We start from the raw sequence: 14,951 nt of genomic DNA on the forward strand, positions 1-14,951 counted from the left end.
GAGGAGGAGGAAACCTGCATGAAGATCAATCGCAGAACCCTAGTGCTGGGCGCGTCCGCCCTGCCGCTGGTATCGACCATCCGCTACGCCGGCGCTCAGACTGCCGAGTTCAACTACAAATACGCCAACAACCTGCCGATCTCGCACCCGATGAACGTGCGCGCGCAGGAAGCGGTCGACAAGATCCGTGAAGAGACCGGGGGGCGCGTCGCCATCCAGATCTTCCCGTCGAACCAGCTTGGCGCCGACACCGACATGCTGAGCCAGGTGCGCTCCGGCGGTGTCGAGTTCTTCACCCTGTCGCCGCTGATCCTGTCGACGCTTGTGTCGAACGCCTCGATCAGCGGCATTGGCTTTGCCTTCCCAAGCTACGACCAGGTGTGGCCGGCAATGGACGGCGAGCTCGGCGCCTATGTACGCGGGGAAATCGAGAAGTCGAACCTCGTCGTCATGGAGAAGATCTGGGACAATGGCTTCCGTCAGATCACCTCGTCGGTGGGCCCGATCAACAATGCGGATGACCTCAAGGGCTTCAAGATCCGCGTCCCGGTGAGCCCGCTGTGGACCTCGATGTTCACCGCCTTCGAATCCGCCCCGGCCTCGATCAACTTCGCAGAGGTCTATTCGGCACTGCAGACCGGCATCGTCGACGGCCAGGAAAACCCGCTCGCGATCATCTCCACCGCCAAGCTCTACGAGGTGCAGAAGTACCTCTCCGTCACCAACCACATGTGGGACGGCTTCTGGTTCCTTGCCAACAAGCGCGCCTGGGAGCGCCTGCCGGAGGACTTGCGCGAGATCGTGGCGAAGAACATCAACGAAGCGGCGGTCAAGGAGCGCGAGGACGTGGCTGCGCTCAATGCCTCGCTGCTCGGTGAGCTCGAGAAGCAGGGCATGGTCATCAACCAGCCTGACACCGCGACCTTCCGCCAGAAGCTGACGGATGCCGGCTTCTACGGCGAGTGGAAGAACACCTACGGCGAAGAAGCCTGGGCGATCCTCGAAAAGGCCGTCGGCACCAAACTCGGTTAGTTCGGGCAGCGAAAGCATCGCGGGCGGACCTCTGGCCCGCCCGTCTTTTGCGTCGGCATTGAGTAGGTGCGGGAAAGATGCGGAACGTAAAGGGACGTCTCGAAGGAAAATCAGCCATCGTGTTTGGCGCCGGCTCATCCGGCCCCGGCTGGGGAAACGGCAAGGCGGCGGCAGTGGCATTTGCACGCGAAGGCGCACGTGTCGCCTGCGTCGACCTCGTCGCCGAGGCTGCGGAGGAAACGGCGTCGATCATCCGCGACGAAGGCTATGAAGCGATCTCGGTCCAGGCAGACGTTACCGACCTTGCCTCGGTAGAAGCCGCGGCAGCAAAGGTGGCGAACGCCTTCGGCGGCATCTCGATCCTGCACAACAATGTCGGCGTCACCCACATGGGCGGGCCGGTGGAGCTCGACGAGCAGGAATTCCAGGCCGCGCTCGACCTGAATATCGGCCCGGTCTACCGCACCTCGAAGGCGGTGCTGCCCTACATGCTCAAGGCCGGCGGCGGCGTGATCATCAACATCTCCTCGCTCGCGGCGATCCGCTACATCGGCTACCCCTACTTCGCCTACTACGCGACCAAGGCGGCGGTGAACCAGGCGACCGTTGCCCTCGCCATGCAGTATGCGCGGCAGGGAATCCGAGCCAACTGCATCATGCCGGGCCTCATCGACACGCCGCTGATCTACAACCAGATTTCCGGACAGTACGGCTCGGTCGAGGAAATGGTCGCTGCGCGCGACGCGATGGTGCCGCTCGGTAAGATGGGCACCGCGTGGGACGTCGCTGCCGCAGCCGTATTCCTCGCCTCGGACGAGGCCAAGTTCATTACCGGCGTGTGCCTGCCCGTTGACGGGGGCCAGAGCTGCGCCGCAGCCGGGCCTGCCTGAAATGAACCTCGCCGGCGAACGCGATGTAACCGGCTCCCAGAGCGTCGACCGGGCGCTCACGCTTCTGTCGATGGTGGGCCGGCATGCTGACCGCGGTGTTTCGCTCTCCCGGATCGTCGAGCAAAGCGGCCTCAACAAGCCAACCTGTCGGCGCCTGCTTCTGGCGCTGATGCGCGCGGGGCTCGTCGAACAGGACGAAGAGAGCCGCCGATACTACCTTGGCCAGGAATCTTATGTCCTCGGAAGCCTTGCCTCGCGCCGCTTCGGGCTGTTGCAGCTGTCGATGGAAAGCCTGCTCCGCCTGTCGCGGAGCACGGAGGACTCAAGCTTCCTGTCGGTGCGGCGCGACACCTTCGCCGTGTGTCTCCACCGCGAGGAAGGCACCTACCCTGTCCGCACGCACGCGCTTCAGGCTGGTTTCGAGCATCCGCTCGGGGTCGGCGCCGGCTCGCTCGCCATGCTCGCGGCACTTCCTGACGACGAGGTCGAGGCGACGCTCGCGGCGAACGCGCTCGTACTCGCCGAGCAATTTCCGATGCTGCCGGCGGACCGCATCCGCGCCGACGTCGCGGACACACGCGCCAAAGGCTACGCGCTCAACCCCGGCCGCATCTTCGCCAATTCCTGGGGGATCGGCGTCGCGCTGAAGACGCCGGAGGGCCACCTCGCCGGTGCGCTCAGCATCGCCGCGATCGACAGCCGCATGCAGGAGAAGCGCCAGCAGGAACTGGCCGGATACCTTTTGCAGGAGGCGCGACTGGTCGAAGCGCGCATCGCCCAGATGTTCGCTACCCGCCAGGACAGCCGCAACACCGCCTCACCCCGAATGCCTGATAGGAGAGCAAACAGATGACACCAAGCACCACCAGGGTGATGAACCTGTCGCACTTCCTGACCCAGGCTGCGCAGCGCGATCCGGATGGCATCGGCTTCGTGTGGGGTGATGACACCTGGACCTGGGGTGAGATGGAAGCGCGCGTCAACGCGATGGCGAGCGCGTTGCGCGCTGAGTTCGGCGTGAAGAAGGGCGAACGCGTGCTGGTGCAGTCGTCGAACTGCCTGCAGATGTTCGAGTCGATGTTTGCCTGCTTCCGTGTCGGTGCCGTGTGGGTGCCGACGAACTTTCGCCAGACGCCGGACGAAGTGGCCTATCTTGCGCAGGCGAGCGGCGCGGTCGGCATGATCTGCCATGCCTCCTTCCCGGCCCACGCCTCGACCTGCCGGCAGNCCAGCCATGCGCTTCGTCATCGCCATCGGCAATGCAGACTTCGGCGAGGACTATGACGCAATCGTCGCGCGCCACCGAGGCGAAATTGTCCGCGACGAGCCCGTCGAACGCGACGATCCGTGCTGGTTCTTCTTCACCTCCGGCACGACCGGCAAGCCGAAGGCCGCAGTCCTAACCCACGGCCAGATGGCCTTCGTGGTGACAAACCATCTCTGCGACCTGATGCCGGGCACCGGCCCCGGCGACGCCTCGATCGTCGTTGCGCCGCTTTCGCATGGCGCGGGCGTCCACCAGCTGGTGCAGGTCGCGCACGGGGTTAAGACAATCCTGCCTCGCAGCGACCGCTTCGATCCAAACCTGATCTGGTCTTTGGTCGAGAAATGGCGGGTAACGAACCTCTTTACCGTGCCAACCATCGTCAAGATGCTGGTCGAGGACCCGGCGGTCGACCGTTACGACCACTCCTCGCTGCGCTACGTGATCTATGCGGGTGCGCCGATGTATCGCGAGGACCAGAAGCGGGCGCTCGAGAAGCTGGGCCCGGTGCTGGTGCAGTACTTCGGTCTCGGCGAGGTCACAGGCAACATCACCGTGCTGCCGCCCGCCCTTCACACGCTGGAAGACGGACCACATGCCCGCATCGGCACCTGCGGCTTCGCACGCACCGGCATGCAGGTCGAGATCCAGAACGGCGCCGGCGAACCGGTGCCGCGCGGCGAGACGGGCGAAATCTGCGTGATCGGACCTGCCGTGTTCGCGGGCTACTACAACAATCCGGAAGCCAACGCGAAGGCGTTCCGCAACGGCTGGTTCCGCACCGGAGACCTCGGCCACATGGACGAACAGGGGTTTGTCTACATCACTGGCCGCGCTTCGGACATGTACATCTCCGGCGGCTCCAACATCTATCCGCGCGAGATCGAGGAAAAGATCCTGCAGCATCCCGCCATCAGCGAGGTGGCGGTGCTGGGCGTGCCCGATCCCGTATGGGGCGAAGTCGGCATTGCGGTGTGTGTCCCGCGCGAGGGTCATTCTCCGGCAGAGGCCGAACTGCGCGGCTGGCTGGAGGACAAGATCGCCCGCTACAAGATGCCCAAGCGTTTCGTCTTCTGGAATGAGATGCCGAAGTCAGCCTATGGCAAGATTGCCAAGAAGCTGATCCGTGAAGAGCTCGAGCGGCGCGGCGAGCTGGAGTCCGCGGCATGAGCGGCGCGGTCATCATCACCGGCGGTGCCTGCGGCATCGGCTTCGAGACCGCCCGCATCCTTAATGAGCGTGGCTGGAGCCCTCACCTCATAGACCTTCGGCGCGAGGCGCTGGTCGAGGCCTGCAGCAAGCTTGGCTTGCCTGTCGACGCCACCTTCGCCCTCAACGTGACCGACGAGGCCGCTGTGGAAGAGGCCGTCGTCGCAATCGCCGCGCGGGGTCGGATCGCCGGGGTCGTGAACTGTGCAGGCATCGGCGCCGACAAGCCGCTGACGGAGACCAGCGTCGATGAATTCCGGCGCATCATCGAGGTGAACCTGACAGGCACCTTCATCGTCTCGCGCGCAGCAGCAAGGCACTGGCTGGCAAAGGGCGAGCAGGGAGCGATCGTCAACATCAGCTCGATCTCGGGAATGATTGGAAACAAGGGCCGCAGCGCCTATGGCGCGTCGAAGGGCGCGGTGAACACCATGACGATGGTGCTCGCCAACGAACTCGGGCCTGCCGGCATCCGGGTCAATGCGGTCGCGCCTGGCCCGATCGACACGGCACTCGCACGCGCCATCCACACCGACGACGTTCGCCAGCAATGGCATGCGCGCGTGCCGCTGCGCCGCTATGGCGAACCGCATGAAATCGCGCGCGTCGTCGCCTTCCTGCTGTCGGACGAGGCGAGCTACGTCAACGGCCACATCCTCGCCGCCGACGGCGGTTTTGTCACCGCGGGGCTCGCGAACTAATGCGCTACCTCAAGCATCCCGGCCCTGTCGCGGCAGAGCGTGAGCAATCTGCTCGCTGCCGAGCGACGCAGCTATCGTTGCGGCTCGCGAAGGGGCAGAGCGTCAACGCGGCCATCACCGGCACACTCGCCAACGCTGGCTTTTCCGCCGGCCACGTGCATCTCGAAAACGTGGCGATCTGGCCGATGCGCTACGTCATTCCGGCGGCCTCGCCTGACGACAGCCACGTTGCCTGGTACAGCGAGACATATGCGCCCGACGGCGTCGTCATCATCGAGCGCGCCGGCGTCATTGCCGGCATTCGCGACGGTGCGCCGTTCATCCACTGTCATGGCATCTGGATCGATGAGGCGGGCAACCGCCGCGCCGGGCACTTGCTGCCACACGAGGCGTTCATCGCTGAGGATGCGACGGTGCGGGCCTGGGGCATCAAAGGCGCGAACTACATTGCACGTGACGATGCGGAGACCAATTTCAAGCTGTTCGCAGCCGAGGCAACCGGCCATGAGGTCGCCGCCCCCAACGCGCTTGCAGTGACCATTCGCCCGAATGGCGACATCTCACTTGCGATCGAGGCGTTGTGTAGCCGCCACGGCATCACGCAGGCCCAAATCCTTGGTGTCGGTAGCCTCAACGAGATCGATTTCGACGACGGCCGGCGCGTCGCCTCCTATGCGACTGAAGTCTTCATCGACGACGGCCGCATCTTCACGACGGATGGCAGATTGCAGAGCCAGCTCGATGTTTCGCTCGTTGATCTGCGCGGGGCGATTCACAGCGGCCGCCTTATGAACGGCCAGAATCCTGTCTGCGTTACTTTCGAGTTGCTGATCGTCACCGACGACTGAGGGTAAGCGGTCAGCAGGATTTTGGAAATGGGCCACCCGTCCGGCGGCCCTTGTCGGAAACCCTCAATACACCGGCTCTTCATAGAGCATCGTCTCGCCGTCGTGCAGCGACTTGATCTGCGCGGTGCTGTTCGAGGAAATGGCGACCTTCATGCGGAAGGAGCGGGTGCGCAGGTCGCGCTCAATCTGGCGGCCCTCGCCCTCCGGCACATAAAAGCGCTCGATGCCGTAGGTCACGCGCACGGCGTCGCTTTCCCAGCGCGCGAAGTATGCCGTGCCACGGATGTCGACTTCCGCGTCAGACAGCGCCGCTGCGGCGGGCGCATCGACCGAGGCCGCGACCGGCTGCCAGATGCCGTCCCCGCCTTCCTTCAGGCGAATGAAGACGGTGCGTTCTACGCTGTCATTCTCGGGCAGCGCCGGAGTATTCGTGAACAGCGATACCGGCACCCGGCTGATGTTGTAGCCGAGGATGACATAGTCGCCGCGCAGAAGATCGCGTGGGTCGACCGGCTCGACGGAGAGCACGATCTCGCGGCCTTCGCGCAGGATCTGAGCGCGGCCGAGGATGGTCCAGCTCAGGAACGCGATCTGGACTAGTGCGACGAGGATCGCGACGGGGATCAGCCAGCGCCGGTTCATCGTTTCGCTCCTTCAGCTGTGCCAAAACGCCGTTCGAGGCGGCCGATGAGCCAGGCCAGTGCCGAAAGAACGATGCCGCCGAGGATGAAGAAGCCGGCGGTGCCGAGCATCGAACCCAGCATGACGACGTAAAGCATGCCGAGCTGGACGATGAAGGCGGCGTAGGCGAGCCAGCGCAGCAGCCGGCTTTCGCGTCCCGACAGCAGCAATGCGGCAATGATGCCGGCGAAGATGACGATCGAGGCAAGGACAAAGCCGTCGGTGTCGACATGAAGAAGCTGCACCATGCCGCCGGCAACGAGAAACGCGAAGAGACCGTGCACAGCCGCGGTGCTGCCGAGACCGGTAAATTTTCGTGCAGCTTCGGGCTGCAGAAGATCGAAACCGAACAAGGCGATGCCGAAGGCACCGAGGAACAGCGGCGCGACGAGGCTTTCCTGGTCGAGGAAGTTGAGCGCGGCGACCAGCGACAGCGACAGCACCAGCAAGTGGTGCGCGTGGCGGCTGCCGGTCCAGAACGACAGCAGGTAGAGCACCGCAGCACCCGCAAGGTAGCCGAGGCTCGACCGCATCACCTCGTCGCCGCCCTCGCCCAGCTCCATGACGAGCCAGACGATGGCAAGCAGCGCCGCGCCTGCCGTCAGATAGCGCGAGCATAGCGCACCCGCCGCAAGCGCGGTGCCCGCGCCCCAGACTAAAACTGCCTGCCGCTCGTCGCCAGAGAGGTGATACATCTGGCCGATTAGTGCGATCGAGGCCCCGAAGGCGGTGGCAGCAAGCACCCAGACGGATTCGGCCAGTGTGTCGCGGCCCTTCAGCTTCAGCCACGCGCCGCCGACATAACCAAAGACCATCAGAGCAAACAGCAGGCCGACGCGCACGAGGCGCGGGATCATCTCCCAGTTGGCCGCGACGATCAGCAGGATCGCGGCGGCAAACAGCGCAGCCGCCATGGTCGCGAGCACGACGCCGAAAGAAACGCCCCGATGGCGCTGTGACACGTCAAACGAAAGTTTCTCTGCCGTGGCCGCATCAATGAGGCCGGCCTTCGCCCAGCGTTCAATGTCGCCTTTGACCCTGGTGGCGTAGCTCGCCATCACCCTCTCCGCTTGCGACCGATGCTGGACTGCAACATCCGCCAGCCTCAGCCTGATTTCCGCCACGATTACGGCAACATAACCGCGTCGCCCATCTTTCGCCGCAAGCGTTGACGCCCCTCAATGTTGCAATGCACAAAACGCATTGGAGCCATGCGCCAACGTCACTTCAAAAAGATGAAGCTCGGGACTATCTACCAGCCATCGCAAGAACAACGAAACACAAAAACTTCTCTAGGTGACGAAATGAACTTGATCCGCAACTTCCGCAACTGGCGCCGCTACCGTGAAACCGTCAACGAGCTGAGCCGCCTATCCAACCGCGAACTTCACGACCTCGGCATTGCCCGCGGCGACATTCCGTTCATCGCCCGCAAGTCGATCTAACGCATTCAGTTCTTGCCAGGTTCTCCTCCTCCCAGCCTGGCAGATATGGCCCTCCTCTTCCTCCTCCCAGTGAAGGGCCACTAAAACGACACCCGCCGGTCCTCCTCCCCCGGCGGGTGTTGTTGTTTCCGGGCTTTCCTTGCTTTCAGGCACACTCCGGATTATCTCCTCCCCCATGACAATAGCTCCCGTTCACGTCATCGGCGGCGGTCTCGCCGGTTCCGAAGCCACCTGGCAGCTCGCTCAGGCGGGCGTCCCCGTCATCCTGCACGAAATGCGCCCAGTGCGGCGCACGGAGGCGCACCAGACCGAAGGCCTTGCCGAGCTGGTCTGCTCCAACTCCTTCCGTTCGGACGATGCCGAGACCAATGCCGTCGGCGTTCTCCATGCCGAAATGCGCATGGCGAACTCGCTAATCATGGCCTCGGGCGATGCCAGCCAGGTTCCAGCTGGCGGCGCGCTGGCTGTCGACCGGGTCGCCTTCTCCGACCGCGTGTCGCAGACGCTTGCCTCGCACCCGCTCGTCACCATCGTTCGTGAGGAGGTCACCGGCCTGCCGCCGAAGGACTGGGATCTCGTCATCATCTCCACCGGCCCGCTCACAGCACCGTCGCTGGCCGAGGCCATCGCGGCCGAGACGGGCGCTGACTCGCTCGCCTTCTTCGACGCTATCGCGCCGATCGTGCATTTCGACTCGATCGACATGAACGTCGCCTGGTTCCAGTCGCGCTACGACAAGGTCGGCCCCGGCGGCACCGGCAAGGACTACATCAACTGCCCGATGACGAAGGAGCAGTACGAGGCCTTCGTCGGCGCGCTGCTCGCGGGCGCCAAGACCGAATTCAAGGAATGGGAAGGCACGCCCTATTTTGATGGCTGCCTGCCAATCGAGGTGATGGCGGAGCGCGGACCTGAAACGCTGCGCCACGGGCCGATGAAGCCGATGGGCCTCACCAACGCCCACAACCCGACAGTGAAGCCCTATGCGGTGGTTCAGCTGCGCCAGGACAATGCGCTGGGCACGCTCTACAACATGGTCGGCTTCCAGACGAAGCTGAAGCATGGCGAGCAGGTGCGCATCTTCCGCACCATTCCGGGACTGGAGAATGCGGACTTCGCCCGCCTCGGCGGCCTGCACCGCAACACCTACATCAACTCGCCGATCCTGCTCGACCGGACGCTGCAGCTGAAGTCCCGCCCCGGTCTGCGCTTTGCCGGCCAGATCACCGGCTGCGAGGGTTATGTCGAGTCGGCCGCGATCGGCCTCCTGGCCGGCCGCTTTGCCGCCGCGCAGCGTCTTGGCAAGGACATCAAGCCGCCGCCGCCCACGACCGCATTCGGCGCGCTGCTTGGCCACATCACCGGCGGGCACATCGTCTCGGACGACGAGCCGGGCAAGCGTTCGTTCCAGCCGATGAACGTCAATTTCGGCCTGTTCCCGCCGCTCGAGCCCGGAACTCAGCTTCGCCCGGAAGGCTTCGAAGGCCGCTTCCGCGGCAAGGATAAGGCACTGGCGAAGAAAAAGGCCCTCGCGGCGCGTGCGCTGGCCGACTGCCGCCGCTGGCTCGACAGCAACAACGCGCTGGCGGCTGCCGAGTAATCGCTACCAGCGCCGCGCGGCGCTGGTCAGCAACCTGAAATGCTTTCGCACTGCCCCCACTTCGGCGACCTTCTCGAGAGGGTCGAAGCTGGACGCTGCGATCTTGTCGAGGTAGAGCGGCGCAAGCGTTGCGGGCAGGAAGGCTGCCCGCAGCGATGACGGCAGACCCTTAGCCTCATTCCGGAACTTATCGAAATGATCGCGCGCCAGCGCGGCCATGGCGGCGACCGCGTTCTTCGCGGCCTCGCGGTTCTGTGCGGCAACGAATTCGTCGCGGCTGGTGCCAACGGCCGTCAGGATTTCGGTAGGGACGTAACACTGCCCGCGGGAGCGGTGCAGTGGAGTCAGCCGCAGGAGGCCAGTGATGGCCTGGGCGCAGCCGGCATGACCAGCCGCTGAGGCGTAAACCGGAGCTGCATCCGCATCAAGGATCAGCGCGGCCAGCTGGATGATCGCCGAAGCCGTCTCACCACAATAGCCCTCGAGATCCGAGCGCGACGGCATCGGATCGTCGTAGAGGTCGAAGATGCGGGCCTCGAGATAGTTGTCGAAAGCGGCCAGCGGCAGGCGGTATTCTTTGATCACATGCAGCAGCGCAGCCGCAACCGGATGGCCGGCTGTTTCGGAATTGCCGGCAGAAAGCGTATCGCGCCACCATTGAATGCGGATTTCGCCGGGCATCGGCTCGTGGATGCGGTCGCGGATCGCCGCGATCTCGGCGTTGAACAGGTAGAGGGTCGCCAGCGCCTCGCGCTTGTCAGCCGGCGCGTAGAGGACCGAAAGGTACCGGTCGGGATCGCTCTTGCGCAGCTCGGGGAGCAGCGAGGTCGCAGCTTCCGTCATCTTACTCCACCGCGACCAGCGCAGCGGCAACGGCACGATCTTCCGCCAGAAGGACGTTGTAGGTCCGCACGGCCGAGCCAGTCGACATCGGCTCGACAGCGACCTTGAGCTCGCGCAGCCTTTCACGCAGCGGGCGTGGCAGCGGCAACAGTTCGACGCCGGTGCCGACCAACAGAATATCGATCTCGGCTGCCTCGGCGATCACCTTTTCGAGGTCGGCATCGGTGAGCCCCTGCCCGGACGTCGCCGTCCAGCCGTGGATGCCGGACGGCAGGCACAGGATCGAGCCGCGATGCGACATGTCGGCGAAGCGGAAGCCGCCGTTGCCGTATGCATCGATAGGCGCGCGGCCCGGATAATGGGCCGCGCGGATATGGAGGCCGCTGGACATCAGCCCGCCGAAGCCTGCTTGGCCTCGGCCTTCAGGTCCCGAGCTTCACCGATGCGGATTTCCTCTTCCGAGAGCGCCTGGCCCTTCGTCGAGCGCAGGTTGAAGAAGATCAGCGCCGGCGCAGAGATGAAGATCGACGACAGCGTACCAATCACGATACCGAAGATCATCGACGCCACGAAGGAGCGGATGACTTCGCCGCCGAACAGATAGAGAGCGACCAGCGCGAGCAGCGTCGTCACCGAGGTCATCACCGTACGTGCCAGCATCTCGTTGTCCGAAAGATCAAGGAGCTGGCCGAGCGGCATCTTCTTGAAGCGGCGCAGATTCTCGCGGACGCGGTCGTAGATGACCACGGTGTCGTTGAGCGAGTAGCCGACGATCGTCAGCATCGCGGCGACGGTGGTGAGGTCCACCTGGATCTGCGTGACGACAAGGAAGCCAAGCGTGAGACAGATATCGTTGATGGTAGACATGATCGCGCCGATGGCGAACTGCCATTCAAAGCGTATCCAGACATAAACCATGATTGCGGCCAGCGCGACCAGTACGCCGACGATGGCAGACCACATCAGCTCGCTGGAAACCGTGGGACCAACCACTTCCGTACGGCGGATGTCATAGTCGGTCGACAGGACCTGCTGCGCATCCTGCACGATGGCATTGCCGGTTGCCTCGTCCTCCGCTGCGCCCAGACGGATCAGTGCGTCGGTCGGATCGCCAAAGCCCTGGACCTGCACTTCGTGCACGCCGGCGTCGGCAAGCCGCTGGCGGATGTCGCCGAGGTCTGCCTCGCCCGTCTTGGCGCGGACCTCGATCAGCGTACCGCCGGTGAAGTCGATGCCGAAGTTCGGCTTGACCGTGAACAGGAGGACGACCGAGGCAATGCTGAGGAACACCGACAGGACGAAAACCTGCAGTCGCACCTTCATGAAGGGGATGCGGGTGACCGGCGGCACGAGATGGATGTAGCCCTTCGGCACTTCCGTGGGCTTCGTGCGGCGCAGCCACATCGCGACGACCCAGCGCGTGAAAGTGTACGCCGTAAACAGCGTCGTCAGGATACCGATGGCGAGCGTGACGGCGAAGCCCTTGACCGGACCGGTGCCCACGAAGAACAGCACGGCCGCCGCAATGAGCGTGGTCAGGTTCGAGTCGACGATCGTCGCGAGCGCGCGTTCGAAACCCGAGTCGAACGCCTTGATCACGCTGCGCCCATTGCGCCGTTCCTCGCGAATGCGCTCGTAAATCAGCACGTTCGAGTCCACCGCCATGCCGACGGTAAGCACGATACCGGCGATGCCAGGCAGCGTAAGCGTGGCACCAAGTGCAGTCAGGATCGCGATGATGAGGACGACGTTGACGATCAGCGCGACGTTCGCAATCAGGCCGAGGAAGCCGTAGGCTGCGAACATGAAGACGATGACGAGGATCGAGCCAATTATCGAGGCCATGACGCCGGCATCGATCGAGTCCTGACCAAGGCCCGGACCAACGGTGCGCTCTTCGACAACAGTCAGCGTGGCCGGCAGCGCGCCTGCACGCAGCAGCACTGCAAGGTCGTTGGCGCTCTGGACGGTGAAATTGCCGGAGATCTGGCCCGAACCGCCGAGGATCGGCTCGCGGATCTGCGGCGCCGAAATCACCTTGTCGTCGAGGACGATCGCAAACAGGCGGCCAACATTCTGCTGGGTGGCCTGCGCAAAACGCGTCGCGCCCTGATTGTCGAAGCGGAAGGAAACGACCGGCTCGTTCGTCCGCTGGTCGAAGGTCGCCTGCGCGTCGACGAGGTTTTCGCCGGAGACGATGACGCGGTTCTCGATGATGTACGGGACCGCAGGCTCGTCATTCGACATCATCACCGTCGTGCCAGCCGGTGCGCGCCCATTGAGCGCCTCCTGTGCTGGCATCGACTGGTCCACCATCTGGAAGGTCAGCTTCGCCGTCTGGCCAAGTATGTCCTTCAGGCGCTGCGGGTCCTCAAGGCCAGGGACCTGTACGAGAATGCGGTCCGTGCCCTGGCGCTGAATGATCGGCTCGGTTGTGCCGAGCTCGTTGACACGGCGGTTGACGACCTCGACCGACTGGTCGACGGCGCTGCCGACGCGGTAGGTGATGCCGTCATCGGTGAGCGTGAGGCGAAGCAGCCCCTGCTCCGGCTCGGACATCTCGACTTCCGTGACGGTTCCGCCGCCCAGGAAACCAGCGGAAACCGGTGCCGTCAGGTCAGCGAGAGCCGTCCTGGCGGCGTCAAGCTGGCTCGCGTCGCGAATGCGGACCTGGACGCTGCGGCCAGTGCCGGACAGGCCGGTATAGCCGACGCGTGCGTCGCGCAGCTTGGTGCGGACGTCGTCACGCAGCGTCTCGAGACGGTCACCGATCAGATCTTCACGATCAACCTGCAGCAGGATGTGCGATCCGCCCTGCAAGTCCAGGCCGAGGGTCATCTGGCTCGTGGGTAGCCAGCTCGGCATCGACCGGAGAACCGACTGCGGCAGCGCGTTCGGCAGGGCGACGAGCACACCTAGCAATACGATCAGCCAGATCGAGATGGACTTCCAGCGCGAGAAATAGAGCATGTTTGATCGTCCGGACGGAACCGAGGGTGAACCGCTTCAGCCTTGAATAAGGTTATTTCTTGGCGTTCTGGTTGGCGACAGGCTCGCCCTTCACCCGCACATCGGCAATAGTCGCGCGCAGTGCCTTGACGGTAAAGCCGTTGCCGAGATCGATCTCGAGCTCGTCGTCATTGGCCTTCGACACCTTGCCGATCAGACCGCCGCCGGTGATGACGGTGTCGCCACGACGGATTGCAGCAAGCATTTCCGTACGCTTCTTCATCTGCGCGCGCTGGGGGCGGATGATGAGGAAGTACATCACCACGAAGATGAGAATGAAAGGCAGGATGCTGACGAAAACATCTGTGCCGCCTGCGGCAGTCTGGGCGTATGCCGGGGTGACGAACATGGGAAACTCCTGAGACTAAATGATTGAGGTCGGCAGAACCGCCCCTGAAAGGTCGCCGGAATATAATGTGTCAGGGATTCAATGCAACTGCGCTGCCCGGCAACCCACGGCTTTCAAGGTCCTGCACCCCGTGATACACCCCCTGCCTGCACGTAACCAAGCAGGGACTTCATTTAGCATGACCACCGGCCTGCCAGAAACGCTGGAAGAAAAGATCGACAAGCTGATCGCCACGATTGCCCGCCTCGCCCCGCGCGAACCGCAGGCAAGCGACCTGACCGCCGCCGACTGCTTCGTGTGGTCAGCCGAGCTTGGAGCGCTGGAACCGGTCAAACGCGTGAACCGAGTCGACATCACGCTCATCAAGAGCGTCGACCGCGTGCGCGACATACTCGTCGAGAACACCCGCCGCTTCGCGCGCGGTCTGCCCGCCAACAACGTGCTGTTGTGGGGTGCGCGCGGCATGGGCAAGTCGTCGCTGGTCAAGGCGGCGCATGCAGCGGTCTATGCGGAGATTGCCGGCAGCGAGCCGACCCTCAAGCTGATCGAGATCCACCGCGAAGACATTTCCTCACTGCCGAAGCTGCTCGGCATCCTCAAGGGCGCGCCGTACCGCTTCATCCTGTTCTGCGACGACCTGTCGTTCGACCATGACGACGCGTCCTACAAGTCGCTGAAGGCCGCGCTCGACGGCGGTGTTGAGGGCCGGCCGGAGAATGTCGTGTTCTATGCGACGTCGAACCGTCGCCACCTGCTGCCGCGCGACATGATCGAGAACGAACGCTCGACCGCGATCAATCCCGCTGAGGCCGTCGAGGAGAAGGTATCGCTGTCGGACCGCTTTGGCCTGTGGCTCGGCTTCCACAAGTGCTCGCAGGACGATTACCTCGAGATGATCGAAGGTTATACCCGCTACTTCGGGCTGAAGGTCGACCCGGAAGAGCTGCGCCGCGACGCGCTCGAATGGGCAACGACCCGCGGCAGCCGTTCGGGCCGTGTCGCCTGGCAGTTTATTCAGGACCTTGCCGGCCGCCTCGGCCAGCGCCTCGAGGGCTGATCCCCTTTTCTTTCGCCGAACGC

General features: G+C 63.9%; 14 protein-coding genes and 1 pseudogene. 9 read left to right on the top strand and 6 right to left on the bottom strand.

Translation table 11 applies throughout. From position 1 onward, the window contains the following. The first annotated feature begins 18 nt into the window (after window positions 1-18). The 6 genes and pseudogenes from L610_RS09265 (at window position 19) to L610_RS09290 (ending at window position 5,944) form a co-directional block, all read left to right on the top strand. Window positions 19-1,032 carry a TRAP transporter substrate-binding protein gene (locus L610_RS09265; RefSeq protein WP_024847755.1) on the top strand — a complete coding sequence of 338 codons (1,014 nt, stop codon included), beginning with the start codon at window positions 19-21 and terminating at the stop codon, window positions 1,030-1,032. Between the two features lie 77 nt (window positions 1,033-1,109). After that, complete coding sequence (locus tag L610_RS09270) at window positions 1,110-1,922, top strand: SDR family NAD(P)-dependent oxidoreductase (RefSeq protein ID WP_034329675.1); 813 nt, start codon at window positions 1,110-1,112, stop codon at window positions 1,920-1,922. A 1-nt stretch (window position 1,923) separates the two neighbouring features. Then, the gene (locus L610_RS09275; RefSeq protein WP_024847757.1) at window positions 1,924-2,775 is read left to right on the top strand and encodes an IclR family transcriptional regulator; all 852 of its coding nucleotides are present in this window, start codon (window positions 1,924-1,926) and stop codon (window positions 2,773-2,775) included. Next, window positions 2,772-4,356 (top strand): annotated as a pseudogene (locus L610_RS09280) (acyl-CoA synthetase). The gene L610_RS09275 and the pseudogene L610_RS09280 overlap by 4 nt, the downstream one beginning before the upstream one ends. Further along, window positions 4,353-5,096, top strand: a complete 744-nt coding sequence (locus L610_RS09285; protein ID WP_024847759.1) for an SDR family NAD(P)-dependent oxidoreductase — start codon at window positions 4,353-4,355, stop codon at window positions 5,094-5,096. Before L610_RS09280 ends, L610_RS09285 begins: the two are co-directional and overlap by 4 nt. Window positions 5,097-5,173: 77 nt before the next feature. Then, the gene (locus L610_RS09290) at window positions 5,174-5,944 is read left to right on the top strand and encodes a PCC domain-containing protein (RefSeq protein ID WP_186441411.1); all 771 of its coding nucleotides are present in this window, start codon (window positions 5,174-5,176) and stop codon (window positions 5,942-5,944) included. A 63-nt stretch (window positions 5,945-6,007) separates the two neighbouring features. Here L610_RS09290 and L610_RS09295 read toward each other — a convergent pair whose 3' ends face one another. After that, the gene (locus tag L610_RS09295) at window positions 6,008-6,586 is read right to left on the bottom strand and encodes a GDYXXLXY domain-containing protein (RefSeq protein ID WP_144704501.1); all 579 of its coding nucleotides are present in this window, start codon (window positions 6,584-6,586) and stop codon (window positions 6,008-6,010) included. Next, window positions 6,583-7,683: a DUF2157 domain-containing protein gene (locus L610_RS09300; protein WP_144704504.1), complete on the bottom strand. Its 1,101-nt coding sequence runs from the start codon at window positions 7,681-7,683 to the stop codon at window positions 6,583-6,585. The genes L610_RS09295 and L610_RS09300 overlap by 4 nt, the downstream gene beginning before the upstream one ends. A gap of 246 nt (window positions 7,684-7,929) precedes the next feature. Between L610_RS09300 and L610_RS09305 the strand changes: the two genes are divergently transcribed. Both L610_RS09305 and trmFO read left to right on the top strand, forming a co-directional pair. Next, window positions 7,930-8,070, top strand: a complete 141-nt coding sequence (locus L610_RS09305) for a DUF1127 domain-containing protein (protein ID WP_084465841.1) — start codon at window positions 7,930-7,932, stop codon at window positions 8,068-8,070. 175 nt (window positions 8,071-8,245) lie between these two features. Next, window positions 8,246-9,670: a methylenetetrahydrofolate--tRNA-(uracil(54)-C(5))-methyltransferase (FADH(2)-oxidizing) TrmFO gene (gene trmFO / locus L610_RS09310; protein WP_144704507.1), complete on the top strand. Its 1,425-nt coding sequence runs from the start codon at window positions 8,246-8,248 to the stop codon at window positions 9,668-9,670. Window positions 9,671-9,673: 3 nt separating this feature from the next. On the opposite strand, the gene L610_RS09315 is transcribed toward trmFO, so the two are convergent. From L610_RS09315 to yajC, 4 genes are read right to left on the bottom strand one after another with little or no spacing between them, the layout of a single operon-like run. After that, window positions 9,674-10,513 (bottom strand): phytoene/squalene synthase family protein, encoded by an 840-nt coding sequence (locus tag L610_RS09315; RefSeq protein WP_024847764.1) that lies wholly within the window; start codon window positions 10,511-10,513, stop codon window positions 9,674-9,676. A 1-nt stretch (window position 10,514) separates the two neighbouring features. Continuing rightward, window positions 10,515-10,904 carry an Mth938-like domain-containing protein gene (locus L610_RS09320; RefSeq protein WP_024847765.1) on the bottom strand — a complete coding sequence of 130 codons (390 nt, stop codon included), beginning with the start codon at window positions 10,902-10,904 and terminating at the stop codon, window positions 10,515-10,517. After that, window positions 10,904-13,483: a protein translocase subunit SecDF gene (secDF, locus tag L610_RS09325; RefSeq protein ID WP_024847766.1), complete on the bottom strand. Its 2,580-nt coding sequence runs from the start codon at window positions 13,481-13,483 to the stop codon at window positions 10,904-10,906. The genes L610_RS09320 and secDF overlap by 1 nt, the downstream gene beginning before the upstream one ends. A 52-nt stretch (window positions 13,484-13,535) precedes the next feature. Next, a complete protein-coding gene (gene yajC, locus L610_RS09330) occupies window positions 13,536-13,871 on the bottom strand; it encodes a preprotein translocase subunit YajC (protein ID WP_024847767.1) in 336 nt (111 codons plus the stop codon). Window positions 13,872-14,049: 178 nt separating this feature from the next. Here yajC and L610_RS09335 point away from each other — a divergent pair, with 178 nt between their 5' ends. Further along, window positions 14,050-14,928, top strand: a complete 879-nt coding sequence (locus tag L610_RS09335) for an ATP-binding protein (RefSeq protein ID WP_024847768.1) — start codon at window positions 14,050-14,052, stop codon at window positions 14,926-14,928. Window positions 14,929-14,951: the final 23 nt, after the last annotated feature.

The sequence above is a fragment of the Aminobacter sp. J44 genome, from assembly GCF_007829415.1.
Classification (GTDB): domain Bacteria; phylum Pseudomonadota; class Alphaproteobacteria; order Rhizobiales; family Rhizobiaceae; genus Aerobium.

Coding starts and splice junctions, on each gene's coding strand:
- L610_RS09265 (WP_024847755.1), top strand. CDS start 19: ATGAAGATCAATCGCAGAACCCTAGTGCTGGGCGCGTCCGCCCTGCCG.
- L610_RS09270 (WP_034329675.1), top strand. CDS start 1,110: ATGCGGAACGTAAAGGGACGTCTCGAAGGAAAATCAGCCATCGTGTTT.
- L610_RS09275 (WP_024847757.1), top strand. CDS start 1,924: ATGAACCTCGCCGGCGAACGCGATGTAACCGGCTCCCAGAGCGTCGAC.
- L610_RS09285 (WP_024847759.1), top strand. CDS start 4,353: ATGAGCGGCGCGGTCATCATCACCGGCGGTGCCTGCGGCATCGGCTTC.
- L610_RS09295 (WP_144704501.1), bottom strand. CDS start 6,586: ATGAACCGGCGCTGGCTGATCCCCGTCGCGATCCTCGTCGCACTAGTC.
- L610_RS09300 (WP_144704504.1), bottom strand. CDS start 7,683: ATGGCGAGCTACGCCACCAGGGTCAAAGGCGACATTGAACGCTGGGCG.
- L610_RS09305 (WP_084465841.1), top strand. CDS start 7,930: ATGAACTTGATCCGCAACTTCCGCAACTGGCGCCGCTACCGTGAAACC.
- trmFO (WP_144704507.1), top strand. CDS start 8,246: ATGACAATAGCTCCCGTTCACGTCATCGGCGGCGGTCTCGCCGGTTCC.
- L610_RS09315 (WP_024847764.1), bottom strand. CDS start 10,513: ATGACGGAAGCTGCGACCTCGCTGCTCCCCGAGCTGCGCAAGAGCGAT.
- L610_RS09320 (WP_024847765.1), bottom strand. CDS start 10,904: ATGTCCAGCGGCCTCCATATCCGCGCGGCCCATTATCCGGGCCGCGCG.
- secDF (WP_024847766.1), bottom strand. CDS start 13,483: ATGCTCTATTTCTCGCGCTGGAAGTCCATCTCGATCTGGCTGATCGTA.
- yajC (WP_024847767.1), bottom strand. CDS start 13,871: ATGTTCGTCACCCCGGCATACGCCCAGACTGCCGCAGGCGGCACAGAT.
- L610_RS09335 (WP_024847768.1), top strand. CDS start 14,050: ATGACCACCGGCCTGCCAGAAACGCTGGAAGAAAAGATCGACAAGCTG.